The following is a 26,610-nucleotide window of genomic DNA, read 5'->3' as shown; positions in this document are numbered from 1 at the left end:
AGGCTACAACTCCTGGATCCCGCGGTCTTAGCCGCGGGAATTCGGTTGAGAAGAGAGCAAACACAGCACCCCGAATATCCCGACTTCGAACCCCAAATCCACCACTCGAATTTCCGCGGCTTCGACCGCGGAATCCACAAAATATAACCTTCGGATAAAAATAGAAAGTAAAATTGATGTAAAACGCCACGGCTCATCAGGGATTGATTCACGAATGTTCGTAAAGACAAATAATTGAACCGCTCTTATAAAATAGATAGCGTCTAGTTTAAAAGACCTCATGAAAAATTCCTAAATTTGAGCTATTATTATTTTTTTGATTTTGGGAGTTCTTTTATGAAAGTAGGTCATGACAGTCTATCAACAAAAAGTGAATTAAAAGTTGATGGTAAAACCTATCATTATTACAGCTTGAAGGAAGCTGAAAACAAAAATTTCAAAGGGATTAGCAGGTTACCCTATTCTCTTAAAGTTCTCTTTGAAAATTTATTACGCTTTGAAGACAATAATACCGTCACCACAAAAGACATAAAAGCCGTAGCAGACTGGTTGGAAACTAAAACTTCCCAGCATGAAATCGCATTCAGACCAGCTCGTGTTCTCATGCAGGACTTTACTGGAGTACCAGCTGTTGTCGATTTGGCTGCCATGCGCGACGCAATTGTAAAAATGGGTGGAAATGCCGATAAAATCTCCCCTCTTTCTCCAGTTGATTTAGTGATAGATCACTCTGTTATGGTAGATAAATTTGGCACCAAAGACGCTCTTGAAATCAATACTGAAATTGAGATGGAACGCAATAATGAGCGCTATGAATTTCTCCGTTGGGGACAAAAAGCATTTTCCAATTTTCAGGTCGTCCCTCCAGGTACCGGTATTTGCCATCAAGTAAACCTTGAGTATTTAGCAAAAACCGTTTGGACCAGTGAATGCGACGGTCATTTGTACGCTTATCCTGACACCCTGGTGGGTACAGACTCTCATACAACGATGATTAATGGACTGGGAGTACTAGGCTGGGGAGTCGGCGGTATAGAAGCAGAAGCTGCCATGCTTGGACAACCAGTCTCGATGTTAATTCCTGAAGTGATTGGTTTTAAATTATCAGGAAAATTAAAAGAAGGGATCACTGCCACCGATTTGGTGCTGACTGTAACTCAAATGCTCAGAAAAAAAGGAGTCGTCGGTAAGTTTGTAGAGTTTTATGGCCCAGGATTAAATGATTTACCACTGGCAGACAGGGCAACCATCTCCAATATGGCTCCAGAATATGGGGCAACCTGTGGTTTCTTCCCGGTCGACAAAGAAACCATTCGTTACCTAGAGTTAACAGGACGCGATCAGCATACTATTGCGTTGGTTGAAGCTTATGCAAAAGCGCAAGGCATGTGGTATGACAAGGACAGTGAAGATCCCGTGTTCACTGATACGCTCCATTTGGATTTGGATACAGTTGAGCCCTCTTTAGCGGGACCCAAAAGACCCCAAGACAAAGTCAACCTGTCTTCACTACCTGTTGAATTCAATCATTTTTTAAAAGAAGCAGGCAAAGAGTCAGAGAGCAACACCGAGTTCACTGTTAAAAATAAAGAATTTAAAATGAAGCATGGTAACGTGGTCATTGCCGCCATTACCAGTTGTACCAACACATCGAATCCAAGTGTTCTAATGGCTGCAGGACTGGTTGCCAAAAAAGCAATTGAAAAAGGATTACAACGTAAACCTTGGGTAAAATCTTCTTTAGCTCCAGGTTCCAAAGTGGTTACCGATTATTTAAAACAGGCGGGATTGCAATCCTATCTGGATCAATTAGGCTTTAATCTGGTTGGTTATGGTTGTACTACCTGTATCGGTAATTCTGGCCCTCTACCTGATGCTATTTCACACTGCATCACAGATAATGATCTGGTGGTATCAGCCGTTTTATCTGGAAATCGTAATTTTGAAGGCCGCGTTCATCCTCAGGTTCGTGCGAACTGGCTGGCCTCTCCTCCATTAGTTGTCGCTTATGCATTATGCGGATCCACATCTGTTGACTTAAGCAAAGAACCTTTAGGGCAAGACGCCCACGGAAACGATGTGTTTCTAAAAGATATCTGGCCTACGAATGCTGAAGTGGCTCAAGAAGTTGCTAAAGTAACTGGTAGTATGTTCCGCAAAGAATATGCTGAAGTGTTTAAAGGTGATAGCCATTGGCAAGCCATAAAAACAAGTACAGGAACAACTTATGAGTGGAATCCTGAATCAACTTATATTCAGCACCCTCCTTTCTTTGAACATCTGAAAGCAAAGCCAGAGGCAATTAAACCCATAAAACAAGCTTATATTCTGGCTCTTTTTGGTGACTCTATAACAACAGATCATATTTCACCAGCTGGATCCATTAAAGCAAGTTCTCCTGCCGGATTGTATCTCAAATCAAAAGGGGTTGATGAAAAAGATTTTAACTCCTACGGATCACGTCGTGGAAATCATGAAGTCATGATGCGTGGAACTTTTGCCAACATTCGAATCCGCAATGAAATGACTCCGGGGCAGGAAGGTGGAATCACTCGCTATATTCCTACTGGCGACATCATGCCTATTTATGATGCGTCAATGCTTTATCAGGCAGCACATCATGATTTGGTTGTTATTGCTGGTAAAGAATACGGAACAGGTTCATCAAGAGACTGGGCAGCCAAGGGAACTAATCTATTGGGTGTCAAAGCTGTACTTACTGAAAGCTTTGAGCGGATACATCGTTCTAATTTAATTGGAATGGGGGTTCTGCCACTTCAATTTATGGATGGAGTGACACGTAAGACTTTGCAACTGGAGGGCAGCGAGCGTATCAGCATTGAGATATCAGACGCTCTCACACCTGGCGCAAAAGTATCTGTTACAATTGAACGCAATGACGGTCGAGTAGATCATCTTCAGGCGCTGTGCAGAATCGATACAGCAGATGAACTGGAATACTACAAAAACGGCGGTATTCTTCAGTACGTATTGAGAAATCTTTGCGCTTAAACAAAATGAAGCCTTTATCGATCGATTGGGCTATCACCACAATATGGAGTTATTTATAATTGGTAGTCGCTGCGCGACTACCAATTTCTATTATTTCTTCAGGCGCTAAAAGATTTTCGCAATCGCAAGCAGTGTCGCAGACGTTCACCTGAAATAATAGTTCCGTTAAAGGATACCATTTCTTTCTATCAATTCTTGGCTCTTCGAGCGTGTCGAAATGATATAAAAATTCAGGTACATCTTCTGATGACATCATTAAATTCCTTGTAAAAACAAAGAGTTTAAAAGGTAATGATAATTAATGCATTAATTCAGATTGTGCCAATTTGCAGGAGATTCCTCGCTACGCTCGGAAAGACGTCACATTTTTAATGGAACAGCCGTGGAAACAATCCGACAACTCATTGATTTTTTTTACATAAACTGATAGATTTAGCGGTTAACTATTTATGCTGAATCCAGGTGCATGGACATATTTTATATTACGCAATTAAACTCACATTTTAATAGTTATTCGCCCTGCAACTTGCCTTACGACTGCACCCTTTAAGGATCCAATTATGAATCACTCAAAAAAAGTATTGAGCGTCTTTTCTTTGGTCATGATTAACATAATTGCTGTAGACAGTTTAAGAACACTTCCTATCAGTGCCAAACTTGGTTTATCACTTGTCTCTTATTATCTGGTCGCAGCATTTGCTTTTTTTATTCCTGTTGCCCTGGTTGCCGCTGAGTTGGCGACCGCGTACCCCAATACCGGTGGTATCTACGTTTGGGTGAGGGAAGCTTTTGGAAGACGCGCTGGTTTTATAACCATCTGGTTGCAATGGATATATAATGTGGTCTGGTATCCAACGATGTTGGCTTTTATTGCTGCAACACTGTCCTATTTAATTGCCCCCAGCCTGGCCAATAATAAATTTTATCTTTTAGGAACAGCACTAAGCCTTTTCTGGCTGTTTACTCTGCTCAACTGTTTCGGGATGAAATTATCCAGTATCGTGAGCATTATTGGTGCATCAATAGGTACCGTGCTCCCCATGCTCGTCATTATAGTACTTGGCATCGTATGGATGTTCCAGGGCAGGCCCGTGGCGGTTAATTACCCATCATCCTGGCTTCCGGATTTCAGCTCATTTGGCAATCTGGCTCTCTTTTCAGCGGTATTATTTGGTTTAATTGGCATGGAGATGTCAGCAGTTCATGCTGAAGAAGTTAAAAATCCACAAAGAGATTATCCCAGAGCATTGCTCTACTCTACGCTGGTCATCATATCCACCCTCTCGCTGGGGTCATTAGCCATTGTAATTGTCGTTCCTAACGATAATTTAAGTGTGGTTTCCGGTTTAATTGATGCTTATTCCGTCTTTTTCAATTCTTACAATATGCCCTGGATGACCTCGGTTATAGCCGTCCTGATCATTTTAGGCGGGCTGAGTGGTGTTTCTGCCTGGATTATTGGTCCAACTAAAGGATTGTTAGTATCCGCTCGAGATGGCTCTCTGCCAGCACGATTTTCTCGTGTTAATCGCTTTGGAGCACCTGTTACTATTCTAATGACTCAGGGACTAATATTTACGGTTTTGAGTAGTATATTTATATTGCTTGATTCGATTAATGCTGCTTATTGGATCTTAAGCGATTTAAGTGCACAAATGGCTTTATTAGTTTATATCATCATGTTTGCGGCAGCTATAAAACTAAGATATTCCAGACCAGATCACCCACGAGGGTACACCATACCCGGAGGCAATGTCGTTATGTGGCTAGTCGCCGGGACAGGGATTATATGCTGCATCCTCGCGATGATAGTTGGATTTATTCCACCATCTCAAATACCTATTGGTAATGTGTATTTCTTTGAGGCATTTTTAATAGGTGGTTTAATTTTATTCGTTCTGATACCCTGGTTATTTGCTAAAAGACATGATGAATAAAAATTGATTTAAACTACAGCGCTGGATTGTTTTTTAAAGAAATATAGAAGATTCAAATACATGGATGTATGTCTTTAGTCTTGACATGTTACACCACCTTCAAAACCTGAAATAAAACCCGATGTGTTGATTAGTTAAGTTGATCTTGTATTCAAATATACAAGAGCAACTCAAACTATTACGGGCTGTTGACAATTCATGTTTCGAATTCCCGCGACTTGTTCGCGGGATCCAATTCAATGTTTAGAGGCGCAATATATTCTTGTTTTGCGCACGATCTATCGATTCCGCGAACAAGTCGCGGAAAGTAAGCTTGTTAATATTGAAATGTCAACAATACTTAGTTAAATATCTTCGGGTAAAGACATTAAACTGGCATTGCCCCCTGCTGCAGTTGTATCCACAGTATAAGTTCGCTCATGGCATAAACGAACAAGATAGTTAGGACCACCTGCTTTAGGACCAGTGCCTGATAGACCTTCTCCGCCAAAAGGCTGTAAACCAACTACTGCGCCTATCATATTACGATTTACATAACAGTTACCGGCATGAATTCGTTTTCTGATGTACTCAACCGTTTCATTAATACGACTATGAATTCCCAAAGTTAACCCAAAACCCGTCTTATTAATTTGTTCGATAACCTGATCCAGATTTTTTCTTTTAAATTGAACGACATGCAACACGGGACCAAATACTTCTTTTTCCAAAGCATCGAGATTATCAATAGCAATAGCCGTTGGCGGCATAAAGAACCCTGACTCGCACTCATCGCTCAGTTTGCATTGATACAGAATTTCATACTTTTTCTTCATATTCTCAACATGATTTGTCAAAAGAGATAAAGCATCTTTATCAATAACTGGGCCAATGTCTGTTGAAAGCCAACGGGGATCGCCCACAACCAGTTCAGCCATAGCCCCTTTAAGTAATTCTATGGTACGAGGATAAACTTCTTCCTGAACAAATAAAACACGCAGTGCAGAACATCGCTGCCCAGCACTACCAAATGCCGAAACCACTGCATCAACAACTACTTGCTCCAACAATGCTGATGAATCAACCAGCATGGCATTTTGCCCGCCAGTTTCTGCAATCAAGGGGATTATCTCACCGCCACGCGTAGCCAAAGTACGATTAATCAGATTCGCGGTATCAGTTGAACCAGTAAACAAAACTGCTTTTATCCTTTTATCTGATACCAGAGCAGCACCTATAGTCTCTCCAGCGCCGGGTAGTAATTGGATTGCACCTACAGGTATTCCGGCCTGGTGCATGAGCTTAACGGCATAAGCAGCAATCAAGGGAGTTTGTTCAGCCGGTTTGGCAATAACGCAATTCCCCGTGACTAAACCAGCAACGACCTGACCGGTAAAAATAGCCAATGGGAAATTCCAAGGGCTAATACACAGTATCGTACCACGAGGATGTAAGCTGAGCTCATTTAACTCACCGGTATATCCATGAAGTCTGGTTGGACTTGCCATTAACTGTTGTGCCATATGGGCATAATATCGGCAAAAATCTATAGCTTCCCGAACTTCTGCCACACCATCATTCCAGGTTTTACCCGCTTCCAGGCAAGCTAAAGATAAAAACTCCATCATATTTGCTTGCAGTAAATCAGCAAAACGATTCAAACATGCCGCTCGCTCTTCTACAGGAGTACCGCTCCATGCAGGAAAAGCTAACTCTGCCTGTGTTAATGCTTTTTCAACATCATCCAAGCTGGAGTTTTGCACAGAGCCCACTACTCTTGAGGGCTGTTGAGGAGACGTTACTGCCTGTTGATTATCTGATGCAGTTTTTCCGGCAACAATGGGGCCAGCACTCCATTGATTTGAATTTACCTTAGCTAATTCCTGCTGCAACAAAGCTCTCTCATGACGATTGGTAAAATCAAAACCTTTCGAATTGATTCGTTGAGGTAAAAACAAAGCTTCGGGCAACGGAATATTCTTATTCATGCTATTAAATAAAGCCTTTGCTTTAGTAATGGGATCTTCCACCAAATCAGTAATAGGCGCATTGTCATCCACAATTCTGTTAACAAAAGAAGAGTTAGCTCCATTTTCCAATAAACGACGAACCAGATAAGGAAGCAGATCTTCATGGCTTCCAACTGGCGCGTAGATTCGACAAGCAATGCCATAGCAATCCGCTGGAACAATTTGCTCATAAAGTTCATTACCCATTCCATGCAAACATTGAAATTCAAAATCTCTGTATTCACCGACAATATTCAAAATCATTGCGACAGAATATGCATTATGAGTAGCAAATTGAGGATATATCGCATCAGTCATGGTTAATATTTTTTTAGCACATGCCTGGAATGAGACGTCAGTGAACACTTTTCGAGTAAAAACAGGATATTCAGCAAAACCTTGCATCTGAGATTTTTTGATTTCACTATCCCAATATGCTCCTTTAATCAACCGAACCATTATCCTGCGCTTTTTGCTTCGAGCTAAGGCTGCAACCCAATCAAGAACATAAAATGCTCTTTTTTGGTAGGATTGGACAGCAAGACCAAATCCATCCCAACCGTCCAGACTGTCATCATTAAACACTTGTTCAATCACATCCAAAGATAAATCCAAACGCTCAGATTCTTCAGCATCAATGGTTAAGGCGATTCCATATTCTTTTGCCAGTCTTGAAAGTGCCAGTAATCTGGGAGGTAATTCCTCCATAACACGTTCGTATTGAGATTCGTTATAGCGAGGATGAATTGCTGATAACTTGATGGAAATACCAGCACGTTTATAAATATTGGAGTTTTTATCTGCTTGTTGCCCAATGGATTCAATGGCCTTTTTATACGCTTCAAAATAGCGCAAGGCATCAGCGGATGTTAAAGCCGCTTCACCCAACATATCATAAGAATAACGATATCCTTTACTTTCTTTTTTCTTTGCACGGGTTAGGGCTTCATTGATTGTTCTACCCATTACAAATTGCTTGCTCATTATACGCATTGCTTTATCAACAGCGGTCCGAACAACAGCTTCACTGCTGCGATTAACTAGTTTCATCAATGCTTTTGTCAGGGTATTTTCTGCTTTTTCAGGTGTTAAGACCTTACCGGTTAACATTAAAGCCCAGGTCGTAGCGTTCACAAAAAAGGAGTCACTTTGGCCACGGTGGGATTTCCAATCTCCTCCGGCAAGCTTGTCTTTAATTAAATTATCTACCGTAGCATTATCAGGTACTCGTAATAAGGCTTCAGCCAAACACATCAAGGCAATGCCTTCATCACTGGATAAAGCATATTCTGTAAGGAATGAATCGATACCGGTGCTTTTCTTTCTTTCAGATCGCACTGACTCAACCAGTTTCATTGCGTTAGCTCTTATCGCAGTCCGTTGATGAGGTTCGATTGCCGCCTTATCACAGAGCTCCGTAATCAATGAAAGCTCATCCGCACGATAAGCCTTATTAATAGCAGCTCGTAAACCTTCTGGGACATTTATGGACTGCTTTTCCAACATAATATTCTCCGAATTCTAATAATAAGTTTCAACAAAAGATCATAGTGCAGAACTAATACAAAAGAAATGCATTCGTTATAAATTGTACTGGATTATATGCTTCCTATCGTGTCTAATAAAGCAAAAAACCATTCTTATATCGCATTTTGCGGTGCAAATTAAACTCTTTTTATTCAAATTTAATACAATTTGAATTAATTAAAGCAATCATTTTGGTATTAATTTTAGCCAGACTGGGTTGTATTTTTACAATATCAATTTTTATCCTGGAGTTAAGCTGTTGAATTGAATAACTATTTTCCCTATTGAACAAGGAACGATCTCATGATTTTACAATTGCGTCATTTGTTAATATAATCACCATCTTTTTAATGACCAATAACGGTGATTTAACTAGAAGAAAGGAGCAGTATGAATACCTTGTTATCTCTAATTTCAACCGTCATATTGACAAGCAACATTACATCCAGTACCCCTTCATTTGCGAAGCCTGGACCCGATCTTAATACTCAAGTTCAGCATTTAAGCACTAAAGCACCCAAACTGAACAAAAATGTTTTGAAGCTCGCTTTAACCGCGTATAAAAATGCGAATAAAAGAGGAGCGGTAAAAAAACCCGTTCTAACCGTAATAGACTACTCGCTGCCATCAAACAAACAACGCATGTGGGTATTCGATGTTCGCAATGAAAAGCTTTTATATAATACTTATGTTGCTCATGGCAAAAATTCAGGTGTTGTTGCCAATCAATTTTCTAATAGAGAATCGAGCAAACAATCCAGTCTTGGCACCTACATTACTAAAAATACTTATATAGGCCATAAAGGGTACTCATTAAATCTACAAGGCCTGGATCGAGGTTTTAATGATAATGCATACAACAGACGCGTGGTAATACATGGCGCATGGTATGTAGAGCCTGATTTTATCAAAAAAGCGGGACGCGCAGGCCTGTCCTGGGGATGCCCTGCTATCGCTCAAACTTTAGCTAAGCCGGTAATCAATACCATAAAAAATGGATCAGTAGTTTTTGCCTATTATCCTGACAAGAAATTCTTATCCAATTCAGGATATCTGGTAGCTTAAAAAAATAAAGCCAGGGCAAGCCCTGGCTTTTCGCAGTCATCCGTATAAGAACATCCAGTTCTTATTGTCATCCTGACAAATCAGTTCCTTCTGATTTCAAATCCCTTTGCACGACTTATATCCTTACAAGTCATGATTATAATGTAGCAATGCTTGTACATAATCGCAAGGACGTTCCTGAGACATTTCCTCATCTCACTGATATATCGCACTAATAAATGGAAATTAAATATCCTTTAAATACATCAAGTTACAAAAATATGCAGTGAAAGGATGCCAAAAAAATTGACATTATCTGCAACTGAATTGAGAAATCTCTTACACGAAATAGAGCAATTAATCTCAATAATAAATCCACCTGGTGACTAAATGACACCTAGTCATCCTGAATTTTCAGACACAAAGACATATTTATCCTTTTAATACTTATTGAATTTGCTTTAAGATACATGAAGAATGGCAAATCTATCTTCAATAAAGTGATGGATAATATCCACGGTGACCAACCTAAACGGCTCTTCTTAACCAAATTGAACCAAATATATACATCCAAATTTAAAATATATAATGTTTTGTTGTGAACAGCGGCATTTGATGCTTGATTATGCTATAAGTTATGATAATTTATTCAAGTTAAAATGTATCCGAGTAGGACTATGAATCAACAGATAAATCCAGATAGAAAAGATAAGCTGCAAATCATTGATTGGCTTATTGAACATTTTCCTAATGCTTTTTTTAAAAAGGGCAATCAGGTAAAACCATTAAAAATAGGGATTTTTGACGATATTATTGATTTTTATGAGCGATTGGACTCTCCTCCGTTTAGTAAAAAATCACTGAGAGAAGCGTTGAGTTACTACAGTGCGTCACCAGCCTATCTTAACTGCCAAAAATCAGGTGCTGCTCGCGTTGATATTTTTGGAAATGAAATCGATGTTGTGACTCCAGACCAGGCGAAATATGCTCATCAACGTTTTCAGGAACGGTATAATAAAAAGAAAGAAACAGAATAGGCAAAACTCAGCAACGGTAGCATAATCCAGGTTGACTTCTTTCAAAATCTCAAAAATTGAGTCATCCCTGATGTACTAAATAATCGCCTTATGTTGATGGTAGAGGATAGAAGTTGTACCCTGTTTGCTCGCAAACAGGAGCATGGTTTCTCAAGCCTATAAATCGAAGCTTATAGTTTGTGCATAAAATCCTGGTTGCGAGCAACTGAATCTTATACACAACTTCACAAACCAGTCCGGTTTTACTTTATGGATCCCGCGGTCTTCGCCGCGGGATTTCGAAATACAGCATGTACTCACATATCATGCGAATTCCCGCGGCTGTGACCGCGGGATCCCATGTTTTAGCACAGCCATCCTGGTTCTGCGATCAAATCCGCTGGTCGTGAGTAATATGTGATCAAGATTCAGTTGCGAGCAACCAGGCTTAACTGAATATAGTTGATTGTTAACACACCCTATTCCCCACTGCCATTAACTTAAGAAAAATTCACTTTAAAATGTAGCAACTGTCTTGAATTAAATTCAGGACAGTTGCTACAAATTTACCATTAACTTAATGGCAGTGCCCCTATTTCCCTGGCCGCAAAGCCATTAAATAATTTACCGAGACATCATCACTAAGCGCGCATGTTCTTGCAATTGGATTATAATGTAACCCTTTGAGATCAATGAGCTCAAAACCATGAGAACGTGTCATAGCAGCCAATTCACTAGGCTTTATAAATTTCTCATAATCATGAGTTTGTTTGGGTAAGAGATTTAATACATATTCTGCAGCAATAATAGCGCTGGCATATGCTTTAGGAGTACGATTAATAGTTGACAAAAACAACAAACCATCCGGCTTTAGCAAACGCCTGCAATGGTGCAAAACCTGTTCAGGCCTGTGTACGTGTTCTAACATTTCCATACAGGTTATAACGTCGAAGGCCTTGTCCTCATAATCTTCAATAGGAGTACACAAATACCGTACACTCAAGCTATTGTTCTGAGCATGTTCTTCGGCTGCCTTAATTGCTTCTGCTTCAGCATCAATACCTATAACGTCAGCACCTCTTCTCGCCATGGACTCACATAGTATTCCGCCCCCACAGCCAACATCCAACACTCTAATATCGTTCAGCTTCACGTGCTGTGAGATAAAATCAAGCCGTGTTGAATTGATGTCATGCAAGGTTTTAAGAGGCCCCTCGGTATCCCACCATTGTGCTGCGTGTTGTGCAAATTTATCCAGTTCCTGTTTATCTATTGTGGATTCACTATTGATCATAGGCTAATAAGTCCAGTGGTTTAAAAAATTCAATAACACGCTGATTCGTAATGAAACTGAGGTTATAAGGATGTTCAGCTATCAATCCTACAGATAATATATCGTGCGGAATATTATTGGCAATCTTACCTAACAAAATTAATTGAATTGAGGATTTGATCGTCATTAACTGCTCCAGGATGCTGTTCATAAAGGGATGCCAGTATCGTGCGTGATAAGGTACTTTACCTTCACTATACACCAAACAGGCATTCAATAATAAAATCCCTTTATTCATCATCCCTTGAAAAAGATCTTCTGCTGTATGAACCAGGTTCGTCTTATCTACTAGTGCAATAGCCTGTTGTGATGTATCTTCTTGCAAAGCCCCTCGAGCAATTAATAACATTTTAATCATGTTTCTTAGGGAAGTAGCTCTATTAACCCGTTTGGACAATCCGCTACTGCTCCAAAGTTCATCTACAGCATTATCCCAAAATGCATAACCATTAGCTGACTCAATTCTTGGATATGGAGACTCTCCAAAAAGAATATAGCGTGTTTTAGAAAGAGGTAAACTAAAGGAGGAAAAAAGATTAGTGGTTCCTGGAAGCCAATTTTTATCGTTCAATAATTGGTTTAAATACTCCTTATCCATCACTTCAATTGCATTGTTTAAAATCGGTTTCCACTCGGGATGACATGCATCAAAAAGAAAAAGGTAGCTCATAACAAAACCTGAAGCCGCATTATAAAAAAATGAATTATAAAGAGTAACACCAACATGCACTACCATTATTTAGTCATAAACCTGTTCAAGAACAAGTGTGACGTCGTCACCAGAACGCTCAGTACAGTCTGTTTTGTCTGAATATTCTCTCTTTAATGGACCAGTGAACATACGGAATGAAAGGCCCTGATGAATACAATATAATCTGAACTCTAGCCATATTAGATATAATTTGTTACAATGAATTCAATTATTGCTCTTAAAATTCACTGTGAGTACAGCTTTGATCTCTGAAGATAATATATCAAGTGACATGCTCCATAATCAAAACTGCTATGCTTATCTCAACCAATTACGCCCATTTATATCCAGTAAGTTAATCGATCTCTTACCCGGATTATCAGCTCTGACTAAACTTGATGAGCAGTATGAGGCTTCTTATCCTTACGGTAATTTATATTCCTACACGCTTGCCTACCTGGAAGATCAGATCGACGAAGTGTATAAAACTCTGAGTAAAAGAAAAGCAAAGGAACTGGACAAGCTCATTTTTAGTATCTATCACAATGATAACCATATTCTTGAAAATGCACATTGGATTAATCGAATCGGTGCAAAAATAAGGCCAAAGCAAGTCGATATCGGTAATGAAATTGCCAAAGCACTAACAAAGGATAGATACAATCAGGTTAATACACTGTCTCCTACAAATGTAGAGAACCCGCTTAATCGCTTCCTGACTTTATTTACACCTAACTTTAAACCGCAACTGGATACTAATATCCCATCAATCAAACATTTCTCTTTTGACAGATACTCAAAAAATAAAGAGTTTCGTTTTAGTACACAAGCTCAACGTCATAATGGATCTGTACGAATTAGCCCATTATTTTTACGTTGGCTGGAGATAAATGCCCAAAAATATCCTCCTGAACAACAGATTTGTCATATCTATTTTAATAATCTGGGACTTGATAGAAACGATCTTCTGGATATCCCGGGTACTAATGAAAAGCAATTAAGCCTTGAACTTCATAAACTGGAAAACAACCCCAAATACAAAATTGCGGTAATTACTCTTCCTGCAAGCAATGCCCTTATGGGTGCCTATCTTTATAAAAAATTGGACGATAAATTAACCTACAGTCAAGTTTTTACTGAACTGCTTGATGTCGCGGAAGGCAAGATGCACCAAAGCGGCGTGTCAGATTTTCACATCAGCCCTGCAATCAGGAACATGTTGTTTTCAGAGAAAACAAATCAATCGCAGGTTTTAACGAAACTACTGACAAACAGTTTTGACTGCATGGGTATTATGGAGCATGAAATAGTATCTACAGCTCAAAAGCAAGCAGTATGGCTGCATTTTACTAAATATGAGTTAACTGATTTTATCATCAAGTCACTTACCCCAAATAACCATTCGATTGGGTATAACTTCTCCTGCCGTGATGCCATAGACAGGGGTGCTGTTTCATCTGTTTATTACAATATGCTCAAATCCATTAAAACGGGTCGGCCTATCCAGAGAGACGAGTTTGAACGTTCCCTGGACATTGCTGCAGCCAATGTTAAAGGCAGGGGCATGAACTTCCATCGCAAGCTCATCTGGAATGCTCTGGATACTCTGATCAACGCGAATTATGCGGCTTATAAACAAGATGAGCGATTATCCTGGTTAATCAACTGGCGTGATATGAATTGTCCACATTCTCGTGTCGACAGTCTCATCACCATTCGAATGGAACAATGTAAAGAGCAATTTTATGATTTATCAACAAATCAACAGAAGCTGAAAAAATCCGGACTAAAACTTCTCGATCAGATTGATCATCAATTTAAGGAAAAAGTAAATGGGCAACGACTTCTACTTGAAGTTGTTGCTCGAACTTCTCAATTGTTGAGTACCAATCCAACCGAAGAAAGTATCAAAGAATATAACAATTTGGCTACTGAGCTCAGGATAAACTACCCTATCCTGCATATTGTTGTAGGACTCATGGAAACCTTGTTAGGACTAATACTCTATATTCCCACCCTCTCCTATTCTAATGGCCTGATCACTCAGGGAATATCTCTTGCCAAGACCGGTTTTTTTGCTGCTGAACGAGCAAGCCTGTGCAGCGCGCTGCTTGAATTTTCAAAATACAATAGTTCGGGGCCGGTTGCTTGAGCTATTAATTTATTCTAACATCGATCAAAATGATAATCTGGAGTGATTATGCTTTTGGCCGAATTCAATATACCGGATCTCGTAACGGAACAGGTTAATGTCTATTTAGCAACTAACAAACCTTCCTTTTCAGAACTAAAAGCCCTTATTCTAAGTAAAGCTCCCATACCTGAAGTGCACTCCCGAATTATCTCTATCCTGACTGAATCCAGAGACACCAATCTGAGTAAAGTCCAAAAAGACCTCGAAGCGCAAGCTCATAAAAAGCAACTTGCTGAAGATGAGAAACAAAAAAAACTCGAGCAATCTGAAGAAACAAAAGATGAGGAATTAAAAAAACGTCTCAATCGTGAATTGATGCATATACCAACCCAGATCAGTAGTCATGAAACCGAGATAGGGTTACTTCAACGAAAACTTGCTCGGATAATGGAAGCACCACCTCAAGTCGAAGTATCTAAAAAATCATCATCCCATCGAGACAAAATACACTCATCAAGTCTGAATGAACATAATCGAGCTATAGAAAAAATACGAAACTCAATACTTGATTATCAATTAAAAATTCAAACGTTGTTAGAAGAGCAACATACCAGCCAAATCCAGTTGAAAGAAATTGAAGCGCGAAGTGATATGCGCAAAACGCATCATGATAAACGAACAATGCGTGCAAAAGCCAGAGTCGGATATCGTAGTTCAGGTGAAGGCATTGAAGAAACCTTATCAACAAAAAGCCGTCGCTTACTGACGAATAGCATCAAGTCTCAACGAGAGGCAATCAAAAAGAAATGCGCTGATTTAATTCAGGATTCAGAACAAATCAACTTCCCCTACTTTCTTGAAGAACTACAAAACCAGCTAAAAAGCTCAAAAACCCAACTTACAGTACAAGAAACAGATGCACTGCATGCCATTTTAAAATTGATGAAAAAACATTTGGAATTTGAGCATCAAGCGGTAGCAACAGAAACCAGCTTGAAAATTAAAAAACAATTTATTAGCTCTCAACTCACTAAATTAACCGAGTTAAATTCTAAATTAAAAGCATTGCAGAACAACAATCCGAGTTTAAAAGCAGCCAATCAAAAATTAACATCCGAAAATCTTGAACTCACAGTATCCATGAACAATCACATTAAATTACGTGACCGGTTAGGCAGCCCCGCCCTGCTTTTAGTTGCGCTAACCTTTATTTTCTGTATCCCTCTGATTTTAACGGTGAGTGGTGTTATCCCATTTTTTTTAAGCCCAGCCTTACTCTATTCCTTAGTTGCCATACCTCCAGCCGCTTTATTTCTTGCAACAGTTGGCGTAGGTATAGCGGCATTGGTATTCACCATCAAAGCTCAAATGAATGATTCTGCAATTAAAACCAATATGCTAACCATCGAGATGAATACAAAACTGATGAATCGCAATTCTCAAAGCCTAATAAGCTTAAAAAATACAACAATTCCCTCATTAAACTCACAAATCAGAAAAGAAGAAATCACACGAGACAACTTAGTCCTTTCACTTAAAAGTTTGCAAACCAAAGCCTTGCAGGCATTCAACCAAGCTAAGAGTATAGAACCGATTACCTTATCAGAAACATCAGTCGTGGACAGCAATGTAACTTCATCAAAAGAAACAAAACAAGACTATGAATCGGCAGATGCCTCTGAAAACGACTCAGAGTCTGAAACTTCATCCTATGAAGAAGAGCTTGAAGGAAGCAATTATTCACGAAATTGACAGGTACTTTAAAGGTATTGAGTGACTTTAAACTCAACTGAGGATCGTTTGACTACAGACTATTAATTAAGCTATTGTTTCACCTTTAGTTTTAGAGCAATAAACCATGGTTAAATTTTATAAAGAATTAGTTGACACAATAAAATCCAATCAAAAATCCATGGTGGCTCAGCTCCATCAATTCTGTGAGATCAATTCAGGAACCACGAATCTGGAAGGCCTGGCAGCCATGGCAAATGCACTACACAATGCCTATATACCTCTTGCAGACTCCATTCAATTTAAAAAACTGCCCCCCCTTTCAACAATCAATATGACTGGTAACGCAACAACACAGCAATGCGGAGATGCTTTGTTGATTAGCAAACGTCCTCATTTAAAACGCAGGATTCTTCTTAGCGGCCATATGGATACAGTATATGCGGCGAATAACCCCTTTCAACAATTAACCTACATCAATGACAATTACGTCAATGGACCTGGTGTAGCGGACATGAAAGGCGGGCTGATAGTTATGTTGCAAGCACTATCTGCATTCGAACAAACGGATATAGCCTCACAATTAGGCTGGGATGTCGTGATCAATGCCGATGAAGAAATCGGTTCCCCGGTTTCGAGTGCACTTTTTGATGAATTAGCACCAAACTATCAGGCGGCTCTTGTCTACGAACCCGCAATGACAGCAACAGGCACTTTAGCTAAAAACCGCAAAGGGAGCGGAAAATTAACCCTGGTCGCGACAGGTAAAGCAGCACATGCGGGCCGAGCTTTTGACGAAGGAAGGAATGCCATTTGCTACCTAGCAGAGGCAGTTACCGCCATACACGCCTTAAATGGGCAGAGGGATGGAGTCACTATTAATATTGGCAAAATAGCGGGTGGCGAAGCCTTAAACGTGGTTCCCGATAAAGCAGTTGCACAACTGGATATTCGTATCAGTCTGGCAGAAGATGAATTTTGGGTAAGAGAAGAACTGGATAAACTAATCAATAAAATGAAACGGGTGGATTATTCTCTGACCGTTCATGGTGGATTTGGCAGACCGGTTAAGCGCGTTTGCAATGCGACAGAACGCTTGTTTCAACGCGTACAAAGCATTGGAAAAGAATTAGGATTGTCTATAGACTGGAAAGACAGCGGCGGCTGCTGTGATGGAAATAATTTGGCTCACCATGGATTAGCTGTTTTAGACACCCTGGGTGTGAGAGGTGGAAATATTCACAGCTCCGAAGAATACATTTTGCTTGATAGTTTATCAGAACGTGCTGCACTGAGTGCCTTGCTCTTGACGGATTTGGCACAAGGTGGTTTAGAGGATCTAAAAAAATGATGCTATTTCGCAGCGTGCGTGAATCCGATCTGGATGCGATTCACCAACTGGCAGAGAAAAGTGGTATAGGAATGACCACCCTTCCCAAAGATAAAAATTTGCTTAAAACTCGACTAGAATGGTCTTGTAATTCCTATGCAAAAAACGTCAGTAAACCTGCCAGTGAATATTATCTTTTTGTATTGGAAGATCAGAAGAATAATAGAATAGTCGGTACTTCAGCTATTGAAGCAAAAACAGGGCATGAAACTCCTTTTTATTCATATAAAATATCAAAGCGTACGCGAATCTGTCATTCATTAGGTATAAGAAGTGATTATGAAGTGTTAAGTCTGGTTAATGACAATCAGGGTCGCACTGAAATATGCACCCTGTTTCTCGATCCTGAATACAGAAAAAACAATAATGGATTATTACTTTCCAAAGGACGTTTTTTATTCATGGCTCACAATCCCTCGCGTTTTGCATCATTAGTTATCGCTGAGATGCGTGGAATTTCTGATGAACAAGGTCAATCCCCTTTTTGGGAAAATATCGGAGCTCATTTTTTTCACATGCCCTTTGCAGAAGCTGATCGACTGACATTGGCAACCAACAAACAATTCATAGCCGATTTGATGCCACGCAATCCTATATATGTCAAATTATTATCAGAGGGGGCTCAAGCAGTAATAGGTAAACCCCATCAATCCACTGTGCCGGCGATGAATATTTTATTAAAAGAAGGATTTCGCTATAACAACTATGTTGATATTTTCGATGCTGGACCAACAATAGAAGCGCCTCTTACTGAAATTAGAACCATTGCACTAAGTCGCATTATGGTAATAAAAAGTCTCAGCGACGAAGTCAGCAGCAATGAATACCTACTGGCCAATACGCAATTGGATTTTCGCTCAACCATTAACTATGCCGTGTTCAATGAGCAGGAAAACACCTGTATTATCAGCAAAGAAACGGCTAAATTATTGAACGTACAATGCGGTGACAGCCTTAGAATCTCACCTATACGAATCCATGAGGCGCCCCCATTATCATAAGGAAAAAAGATGTCCACATTACCGATCAAACAAGGAAAAGGTCAATACATCAATGGAGTATGGGAAAAAGGTAAAGGCACTACCCTGGAATCCCTCAATCCGTCATACGGTACCCTGCTCTGGCAAGGCTCCAGTGCAACTGAAGAAGAAATTAATGCGGCAAGTCATGCAGCACATCTAGCGCTTTCAGCATGGTCGAATACTCCATTTGAACAACGTGCGCACTACACCAGAGAATTTGCCCAACAGATTGAAAAGAATCGCGACCAACTCGCTGAGTTAATCAGCCTGGAAACGGGAAAGCCTTTATGGGAGTCACATACCGAGGTCACCGCAGTTGTAGGAAAAATCAATTTATCCATCCAGGCATATCACGAAAGAACTGGAACAAAACTAACGACAAATGCCGAAGCAAATTCCTGTTTACGATTCAAACCTCAGGGTGTTGTGGTGGTCCTGGGAGCATTCAATTTCCCTGCCCATTTGAGTAATGGGCATATAGTACCCGCACTTCTAGCTGGAAATACGGTTCTCTACAAACCAAGCGAACAAACACCCGCAGTTGCAGAGCTGGTCATGCAATGTTGGCATGACAGTGGTATACCTGCTGGTGTCATTAATTGCTTACAGGGTGATTATCACTGCGGTTCAGCACTACTTTCTCAGGATATTCAGGGCGTGTATTTTACCGGGAGCTATACAACCGGTAAACGAATACATCAACAATTCAGTGAAAGACCGGAAGTCATTCTTGCTCTTGAAATGGGAGGCAATAATCCATTAGTTATTGATGATGTCAGGGATCTGAGCGCAGCTGTTTATCACAGTATTATTTCATCATTGATCACCGCCGGGCAACGGTGTACCTGTGCCCGACGCATCATGGTTCCCAATACCCATCAGGGCGATGAATTTCTTTTACGATTTATTCGTGCATGCCAATCTGTAAAGATAGGCCCCTATGATCAACAGCCCGAACCGTTTATGGGGCCAGTAATAAGCCATGTACAGGCGCTCAAACATTTGCATGCACAAAACCAACTCATTGAGGCTGGCGGTGAAGCATTATTAACTATGAAACTGATGGCGGATTATACGGGACTTTTAACTCCGGGAATTATAGACATGACTGGAGTCAACAATCCTCCCGATGAAGAAATTTTCGCCCCTTTTGTACAGATACATCGATACAACAGCTTTGATGAAGCCATTGAATTAGCCAATCAGACTCGCTATGGTCTGGCAGCAGGATTACTGAGCGACAGTGAAGCGCGCTACCAGCATTTCTACCAAAAAGTTCGTGCAGGCTTGATTAACTGGAACAGACCCACTACTGGCGCCGCAAGCAGTCTTCCATTTGGTGGAGTTGGACGCAGTGGCAACCACAGGCCCAGCGCCTACTTTGCAGCGGATTATTGCTCCTACCCTGTTGCCAGTATGGAACAGTCAGTTTTATCGACACCGACACAATTAGTACCCGGTATTGTTTTGGAATAAAGCATATGAACGTATATGAATTAAATATGGATGGCCTGGTTGGACCGACACACCATTATGCCGGTCTTTCTGCAGGCAATATAGCATCTACCACTAATGCATTAACCGTATCCAATCCCCAGGCAGCAGCCCGACAGGGATTGGCAAAAATGCGTTTGTTGCATAATATGGGGTTAAAACAAGGTTTATTACCTCCTCACCAACGCCCTAACCTGGAGTTATTATATCAATTAGGATTTTCAGGATCACCAACAGAGCAAATTAACAAAGCCAATAAAGCAGCCCCTGAATTACTAAGCGCCTGTTATTCTGCTTCAAGTATGTGGTCAGCTAATGCAGCCACAGTTTCAGCAAGCGCAGATACTGCAGATGGTAAGGTGCATTTTACAGCAGCTAATTTAGTGAGTAATTTGCATCGTCATCAAGAAGCCGACTTCTCCAAAAAATTATTAAGCTCAATTTTTGCAAATCCGGAACTCTTTATTCATCATCCAGTCTTACCACGCTCCAGTGTAACCGGAGATGAAGGAGCGGCCAATCATAACCGTTTATGTAACAGTCATGCAGACAAAGGCATCAATCTGTTTGTTTTTGGCAAAAAAGCCCTAGGTTCGAAAATCAATCAACCTGAGCCTTCAAAATTTCCAGCAAGACAAACACGGGAAGCATCAGAAGCAATAGCCCGAAGTCATTTATTGAATTCTGATCGGGTTATTTTTGCCTGTCAAAACGCAGCAGCTGTAGATCAGGGCGTTTTTCATAATGATGTGATTGCCGTTGCAAATGAATCGGTATTTCTCTTTCATGAAGAGGCATTTTACAATCAAGCTCAGGTACTTCAGACTTTAAGAGACAAAGCGGATTTTCCACTAACCCTGATTGAAATTTCCAATAAATCGATGAGCGTAAGGGATGCGGTAGATACCTATTTGTTTAATTCCCAACTTATCAGCTTATCTGACCAAAAGAGCATGATATTAATGGCTCCATTTGAATGTCAGAATAATCCGAAAGTAAAAGGATGTATTGATGAGATAATTGATGATAGAAGCAATCCAATTAACTCGGTACATTATCTTGATCTGAAACAAAGTATGCGTAATGGAGGAGGCCCAGCCTGTCTTCGACTACGCGTTCCTTTAAACGATTACGAGATTCAAGCCATGCACCAGGGAGTTTTAGTAAATAATCAACTTTTAGATGTTTTAGATGAATGGGTTTTAAAGCACTACAGAACTGAATTACTGGCAACAGATCTTGCTGATCCTCAATTGATGAATGAAAGCCTTCAGGCACTCGATGAATTAACACAAATTTTAAAATTGGGTTCCATTTACCCATTTCAATCCTGACTCGTGAATCTATCCCAACCGAATTCCACCAACCATGCCGCAGGAATTCAGTTGGGATGAGAGCGCGCGCTAAACTCCGAATTTCTGATGATTTGACCACAAGATCCAGAATAACTGCGCAGAAACATTGGATCCCGCGGTCACAGCCGCGGGAATTCGGTTGGGATGTGAATGCATACTAAACTCCGAAATCCCGCGGTCACAGCCGCGGGAATTCGGTTGGGATGTGAATGCATACTAAACTCCGAAATCCCGCGGTCACAGCCGCGGGAATTCGGTTGGGATATGAATGCATACTAAACACCGTAATCCCGCGGTCATAGCCGCGGGAATTCGGTTGGGATATGAATGCATACTAAACTCCGAAATCCCGCGGTCACAGCCGCGGGAATTCGGTTGGGATGTGAGCATTTGCTAAACTCCGAATTTTTGATGATTTGACCAACACAATATCAACTTAAATATGAGGAAGACAGAACAACACAATCCTGTTTGCAAGCAAATAGGCTACATGTGCTGGCTCTTTTGCTGGATGGTTGCCCGCCTGCGCGGGCAAGACAGGTTTTTGTCATATACAGAACCACAAAATTCAAAATAAAAGTCCAGAAACATGGACCCCGCGGTCACAGCCGCGGGAATTCGCTTGATATGTGAGTACATGCTGTATTTCGAAATCCCGCGGCGAAGACCGCGGGATCCATAAAGCAGAACCGGACTGGTTTTGTGAAGATGTGTTGAAGCTTCAGTTGCAAGGAACCAGGATTTTACAAGCACAATAAGAACTTCAATATAGATAAATTAAATAAACGTATGCTGCAGTCTGTACTCAAAACCACAGAAACTCGTGGGATTCAAATACAGATAAAATCAAGTGCCCCGGACATCCAGATACCCCATTATCAAAGCCCCCTGACCCGTCATTTTTATCTGGATCAAATGCATAATGGATACACCATATCCTCCTCACTTGAAAGATCCGGTTCCTCTGCTTCACAGACACTACACAGCTCATTGAATTTTGATTCAATCCTTTCTGGATCCAAAGCGTTAACCAATCTCTCGTAGTAGTCTAAATCGTGTGTTTTTTGGCTGTATTTATCCCGATCCGCTGTAAATTCCTCTTTTATCAACTCAAACGCAAATTGGCCATGCTCTTTTAAAAATCGCTTAAAATCAGGCATAGATACTAAAGTCTTTGCTATTTCCAGTACCCGGTTCGCCTCATCAGCAATCAGTTTTTCATGAATAATACTCATAGGTGCATCAGAAGAACTAACTGGACTAACAGCAATATTTAGTTCTGCAAATATGCGAAACACTTCTGTATCGGTCAAAACATATTTAAGAAATGTTTTATATTTATGAAAAATAAACACGGGATGACCCGCTAATAATTTATAATGAGTATTATCTTCAATAGTGAATGAGTTTTGTTCAAAGCGCTCATATCTCATTTCAATTTCTGAACCGAACTGTTCCATATGATCTTTTAAATAATCAATAAACCGATCACTGTACCAAAGCAATTGTTCCAGTTTCTGCTCATTAAATAAATCAAAACCTGGTAAGAATTTAAATAAAGGCCCTTGAGTAAAAGCGATTAATTCCGAACGTAATTCCGTATAATGCTTAACACAAGCAGAAAGAAATCGTGCTGCGATTTTTAAGTTATAACCTGCTGTCCTGGCATCTAATGGCTTTTCTCCAAAATAGAAGAGATCGGCTAACTGATTTGCATTTTCAAGAAGACTGTTAAATAAATGTCTAATTTTCTCTTTTACGATTAATTGATCTCTTGGCTGATTGGTTATTATTCCATTAAGCTGTAGATAAATCCCATGAAAGAAAGTACTGATTTGTTCAAAATACGTTTTATTTGCATTATCTAAGTACTCATTTTCAACGTATTCAAAGGTAGCCAGTAGTAAATGTACTGGTACCAGATTGAACAGTAGATTGCTTTCGATTACGTCTCTGTCTATTACTGATATTAGCCCAGCAAGATTAGTCAACAAAATAGTTCTTAAATCCGGCTGCTTTGTAGGCCAGTAAAATAAATTGGGTTCATTGATGTCAGGGAAATGCTCAATAGTGTATTCATCACAAGCAAATGCAACACTATTTGGGTGTCTAAGTAACTGATTAAATGCATCGTGTTGTCTGAAGTCAGAAAGGATATTTGCTTTTGTCCAATCAAAATCTAAAATGATTCCATCTTTGGACATATTGGAATTATGACCATCCCCTTCCTTAAATATATAGCGGGTAGTCAAACCAACACCCAACCCCTTGACGGTACGATAATTTTTTAAATCCCTCACCGGTACCGTGTAATTCGTTCCATCAATTTCGCTATTAATAATGTGTTCATATTGATCTAAATCAATTCCTTTTGATGTAACGTCCTTGTCTATTAATTCAAATTCTTTTATAGACAATGGAACAGGTTCATCAATGATGCCAATGCATATAAAGGCTTCAAGTTGCCGAATAGCCTGGTTTAAATAATAGTATTCATTAAGAAAATCAGCAGGTCTTACAGCTTGGGATCTTAAATGCTCTCTTCGTTCACGCAATCTTCGAAATAAATTATAAATTGAATCTTGCGTCGGATGATTGAGGGAATGGAGCAAAACACTTCGTGTTGAGTATTGAGTAGGAGTAGTATTCAACCATGAAGAAATAAAACTTAACGAAGTATAATAGCTCAATCCTCCCGTGGGATTTTTTTTATTATAATAATCAAGCAAATTTTCTGTGATAAGCACCAAACTACGCTGATTCATTTCTTTGTTAATATCAGGGCTGGAGATTAAAAGATCATCGGGACTGAGAGGCTCTTCATAATTTGAAAGAAATCCAACCATCTCTTTTGAACTGACATGATTTGTTCTACCTTCGCTATCATAATACGGGCGAGTTTTGGGGACATAGCGAGAAGTAGCAAGAAACAGACTAATTGCCCCACAGTACGCCTCAAGTTCTGCAAGCCTGGGATTAGTATCATGTTGCTTTAAAAAATAAACAGCGCTTTGCCCTTCTTCGTTTTCATCTTTGATTTTTTTAACCAGACGAATTTTGTCAGAGGAAATCTCATAATCGAAGGTTATTGGCTGAAAATTCTCTATACTACGCGCTCTTGCTGAATGTACCTTATTTTTTTTAACTAATAACGTATCAAGCTTTTCATCCATACGTCTGACTCCCTGTCTGAAAAATATGTTATTTTAGGCTAAACTTTGCAGGTCAAACTTAACAGAAGTTAATTTGAAATACAACCTTACAATTTTAAAGACGAAGTGATAATAATTGTCATAAAGGATCAAACGATTCATGTGGAAAACAAAATTGGCACGCTGCATTTATACCTCACCATCAGGATATAAAGTATTTCAAAACTCGCTCTATCGTTGGCTGACATTAGGAAGTGACGCATTACAGACGGTAATCAATAGGCGAAGACCACAAAATCCCATTTTGCATTACCTCAATGCTCTTACGATCATGGCACGAAACCATCCTGATAATTGTTGTTTATTAGGTCTTGGAGGCGCTGGCATACCCCATATGCTAAAAGTCAGTACCCCAAAACAATCCATCACGGCAGTAGAATGTAGTGAGGAAGTCATTCACATATCCAAACGCTTTTTTATGGTAAATCAATTATCCAATCTTGAAATAATTCATCAAGATGCCAATGAATTCCTTCACACCAACTCAACTTTATACAAGAATCTCATTGTAGATTTATACGATGCCCATCATTTTCCCAAAGAATGCGCAACAGATGATTTTTTTATATTTTGCAGTAACAACCTGACAGAAGATGGTTTTCTTGCAGTTAATCTGGCTAATTACAAAGAGCAATGGGAACTTGTCCAGACCATAAAAAAATACTTTAAGGCCTCAATCGTTATTCCAATTAAGAACTGTGCTAATCTGGTATTGATAGCATCCAAAAATCCAGATAAAGACCTGTTTTTTGAGCAAATTTTTGCTACCGGTGAGCTCAAGAAGATCACATGGACCCATTCATGGGGAGCAATTGGAGAATATTGAGATCATACTTTTTAATCGAAACACAATAATTTTAATGCACCTGGGATAGGATAACCCTATCCATTAGGTTTATTCACTTTGTGGTTCACTCATATAATTTATGGCAGCAATAAGTGCCTCATCAGAACAATCTTTATTAGGTACATCCGCCTCATTGCATAAGCCGCCATGATGCATCAGCCCTTTCCCCATTTTTACGCTGTAAAGAAGATAGTCCATTGGAGTTTTAAAATAGGAGGGATTGTTCTCTGATTCAGTTTTTGCCTTTTTAAACCTTAATTGCCAGGCATTTTTGTCAAATGCTGCGGGAGCTTTAATTGCGGTAGCTAATTTAGGTGAATGGCAGTTTTGGCACGCGATATCATAGGTTTTTTTTCCCAGTTCATCGGCACATGTAATGTTACTTATAAAGGCAAACAGTATAAAACATGACAAGTTTTTCATAGAAGCAACCGACTTTTATTGTTATTTTTTTAAGTTTAGGATTATTAATCAATTTATTCCAGTTCAATGATCCTTAATCTCCTATAACTTTTCTCTACATGACAAAATAAACGGTCTTGCCCGCACATGCGGGCAACCATTCATCAAAATAAACCGATGCCATAGAGCCAGAGAGGATTATTAGGTTCCACGTTTAAACTTTCTTTCAACTCGCAGATACACTCCATATCACCTCCTTTTAGCGTTTGAGCTGATATGATTTGGAGGGTGGGTCAACGAGCTATCTCAACGTACTGCAGTGCCAAATGCAAAATAGTTGCCCGCCTGCGCGGGCTGAGTGATCCCCTGATATATTTTGAACAATAAGAAGCTACCATTTTCTAGCCAACTCCTGCTCCATCAGGGTTGGCAAGTTTTCATAGTCAATATTGAGCTCTTGTAGCTTATCAAATTC

Annotated in this window: 17 protein-coding genes; 11 read left to right on the top strand and 6 right to left on the bottom strand. The window is 39.8% G+C overall.

From position 1 onward, the window contains the following. Positions 1-336 precede the first annotated feature (336 nt). Positions 337-3,012, top strand: a complete 2,676-nt coding sequence (acnA, locus tag ELY21_RS14655; protein ID WP_127110710.1) for an aconitate hydratase AcnA — start codon at positions 337-339, stop codon at positions 3,010-3,012. A gap of 49 nt (positions 3,013-3,061) precedes the next feature. On the opposite strand, the gene ELY21_RS14650 is transcribed toward acnA, so the two are convergent. Continuing rightward, complete coding sequence (locus ELY21_RS14650) at positions 3,062-3,268, bottom strand: hypothetical protein (protein ID WP_127110708.1); 207 nt, start codon at positions 3,266-3,268, stop codon at positions 3,062-3,064. A gap of 304 nt (positions 3,269-3,572) precedes the next feature. Between ELY21_RS14650 and ELY21_RS14645 the strand changes: the two genes are divergently transcribed. Further along, positions 3,573-4,949 (top strand): APC family permease, encoded by a 1,377-nt coding sequence (locus ELY21_RS14645; RefSeq protein ID WP_127110706.1) that lies wholly within the window; start codon positions 3,573-3,575, stop codon positions 4,947-4,949. A gap of 344 nt (positions 4,950-5,293) precedes the next feature. Here the strand turns inward: ELY21_RS14645 and putA are convergent, their stop codons facing one another. After that, entirely contained in the window at positions 5,294-8,443 is a 3,150-nt protein-coding gene (gene putA / locus ELY21_RS14640) for a bifunctional proline dehydrogenase/L-glutamate gamma-semialdehyde dehydrogenase PutA (RefSeq protein ID WP_127110704.1), read from the bottom strand. A gap of 411 nt (positions 8,444-8,854) precedes the next feature. Between putA and ELY21_RS14635 the strand changes: the two genes are divergently transcribed. Together ELY21_RS14635 and ELY21_RS14630 are read left to right on the top strand one after the other, a co-directional pair. Then, positions 8,855-9,529 (top strand): murein L,D-transpeptidase catalytic domain family protein, encoded by a 675-nt coding sequence (locus ELY21_RS14635; RefSeq protein WP_028383445.1) that lies wholly within the window; start codon positions 8,855-8,857, stop codon positions 9,527-9,529. A 656-nt stretch (positions 9,530-10,185) separates the two neighbouring features. After that, positions 10,186-10,545: a ProQ/FINO family protein gene (locus ELY21_RS14630; RefSeq protein ID WP_127110702.1), complete on the top strand. Its 360-nt coding sequence runs from the start codon at positions 10,186-10,188 to the stop codon at positions 10,543-10,545. A 571-nt stretch (positions 10,546-11,116) separates the two neighbouring features. On the opposite strand, the gene ubiG is transcribed toward ELY21_RS14630, so the two are convergent. Both ubiG and ELY21_RS14620 read right to left on the bottom strand, forming a co-directional pair. Further along, on the bottom strand, positions 11,117-11,818 hold the full coding sequence (gene ubiG, locus ELY21_RS14625; protein WP_127110700.1) for a bifunctional 2-polyprenyl-6-hydroxyphenol methylase/3-demethylubiquinol 3-O-methyltransferase UbiG: 702 nt from the start codon (positions 11,816-11,818) through the stop codon (positions 11,117-11,119). Next, positions 11,808-12,527, bottom strand: a complete 720-nt coding sequence (locus ELY21_RS14620; protein ID WP_127110698.1) for a uracil-DNA glycosylase — start codon at positions 12,525-12,527, stop codon at positions 11,808-11,810. Before ELY21_RS14620 ends, ubiG begins: the two co-directional genes overlap by 11 nt. 271 nt (positions 12,528-12,798) lie before the next feature. Between ELY21_RS14620 and ELY21_RS14615 the strand changes: the two genes are divergently transcribed. From ELY21_RS14615 to astB, 6 genes are all read left to right on the top strand, one after another. Beyond that, a complete protein-coding gene (locus tag ELY21_RS14615) occupies positions 12,799-14,700 on the top strand; it encodes a hypothetical protein (RefSeq protein WP_233588729.1) in 1,902 nt (633 codons plus the stop codon). A 48-nt stretch (positions 14,701-14,748) separates the two neighbouring features. Then, complete coding sequence (gene legC3 / locus ELY21_RS14610; RefSeq protein ID WP_127110696.1) at positions 14,749-16,434, top strand: Dot/Icm T4SS effector LegC3/PpeA; 1,686 nt, start codon at positions 14,749-14,751, stop codon at positions 16,432-16,434. Between the two features lie 106 nt (positions 16,435-16,540). Continuing rightward, entirely contained in the window at positions 16,541-17,764 is a 1,224-nt protein-coding gene (locus ELY21_RS14605) for a hydrolase (RefSeq protein ID WP_127110694.1), read from the top strand. Then, positions 17,761-18,804 (top strand): arginine N-succinyltransferase, encoded by a 1,044-nt coding sequence (astA, locus tag ELY21_RS14600; protein ID WP_127110692.1) that lies wholly within the window; start codon positions 17,761-17,763, stop codon positions 18,802-18,804. Before ELY21_RS14605 ends, astA begins: the two co-directional genes overlap by 4 nt. Before the next feature lie 9 nt (positions 18,805-18,813). Next, entirely contained in the window at positions 18,814-20,301 is a 1,488-nt protein-coding gene (gene astD / locus ELY21_RS14595; protein WP_127110690.1) for a succinylglutamate-semialdehyde dehydrogenase, read from the top strand. A gap of 5 nt (positions 20,302-20,306) precedes the next feature. Continuing rightward, positions 20,307-21,653, top strand: coding sequence for an N-succinylarginine dihydrolase (gene astB / locus ELY21_RS14590; protein WP_127110688.1), 1,347 nt, complete (start codon positions 20,307-20,309; stop codon positions 21,651-21,653). A 932-nt stretch (positions 21,654-22,585) separates the two neighbouring features. Here astB and ELY21_RS14585 read toward each other — a convergent pair. Beyond that, positions 22,586-24,847, bottom strand: coding sequence for a hypothetical protein (locus ELY21_RS14585; protein WP_127110686.1), 2,262 nt, complete (start codon positions 24,845-24,847; stop codon positions 22,586-22,588). A gap of 139 nt (positions 24,848-24,986) precedes the next feature. Between ELY21_RS14585 and ELY21_RS14580 the strand changes: the two genes are divergently transcribed. Further along, the gene (locus tag ELY21_RS14580; protein WP_127110684.1) at positions 24,987-25,712 is read left to right on the top strand and encodes a fused MFS/spermidine synthase; all 726 of its coding nucleotides are present in this window, start codon (positions 24,987-24,989) and stop codon (positions 25,710-25,712) included. Positions 25,713-25,781: 69 nt separating this feature from the next. Here ELY21_RS14580 and ELY21_RS14575 read toward each other — a convergent pair whose 3' ends face one another. Further along, the gene (locus tag ELY21_RS14575) at positions 25,782-26,156 is read right to left on the bottom strand and encodes a cytochrome c5 family protein (RefSeq protein ID WP_127110682.1); all 375 of its coding nucleotides are present in this window, start codon (positions 26,154-26,156) and stop codon (positions 25,782-25,784) included. Positions 26,157-26,610: the final 454 nt, after the last annotated feature.

Source organism: Legionella sp. km535, assembly GCF_003990085.1.
Lineage (GTDB): Bacteria > Pseudomonadota > Gammaproteobacteria > Legionellales > Legionellaceae > Legionella > Legionella moravica.
Note: the sequence above shows the minus strand (reverse complement) of the source record. Positions and strands in the feature narration are given on the sequence as shown.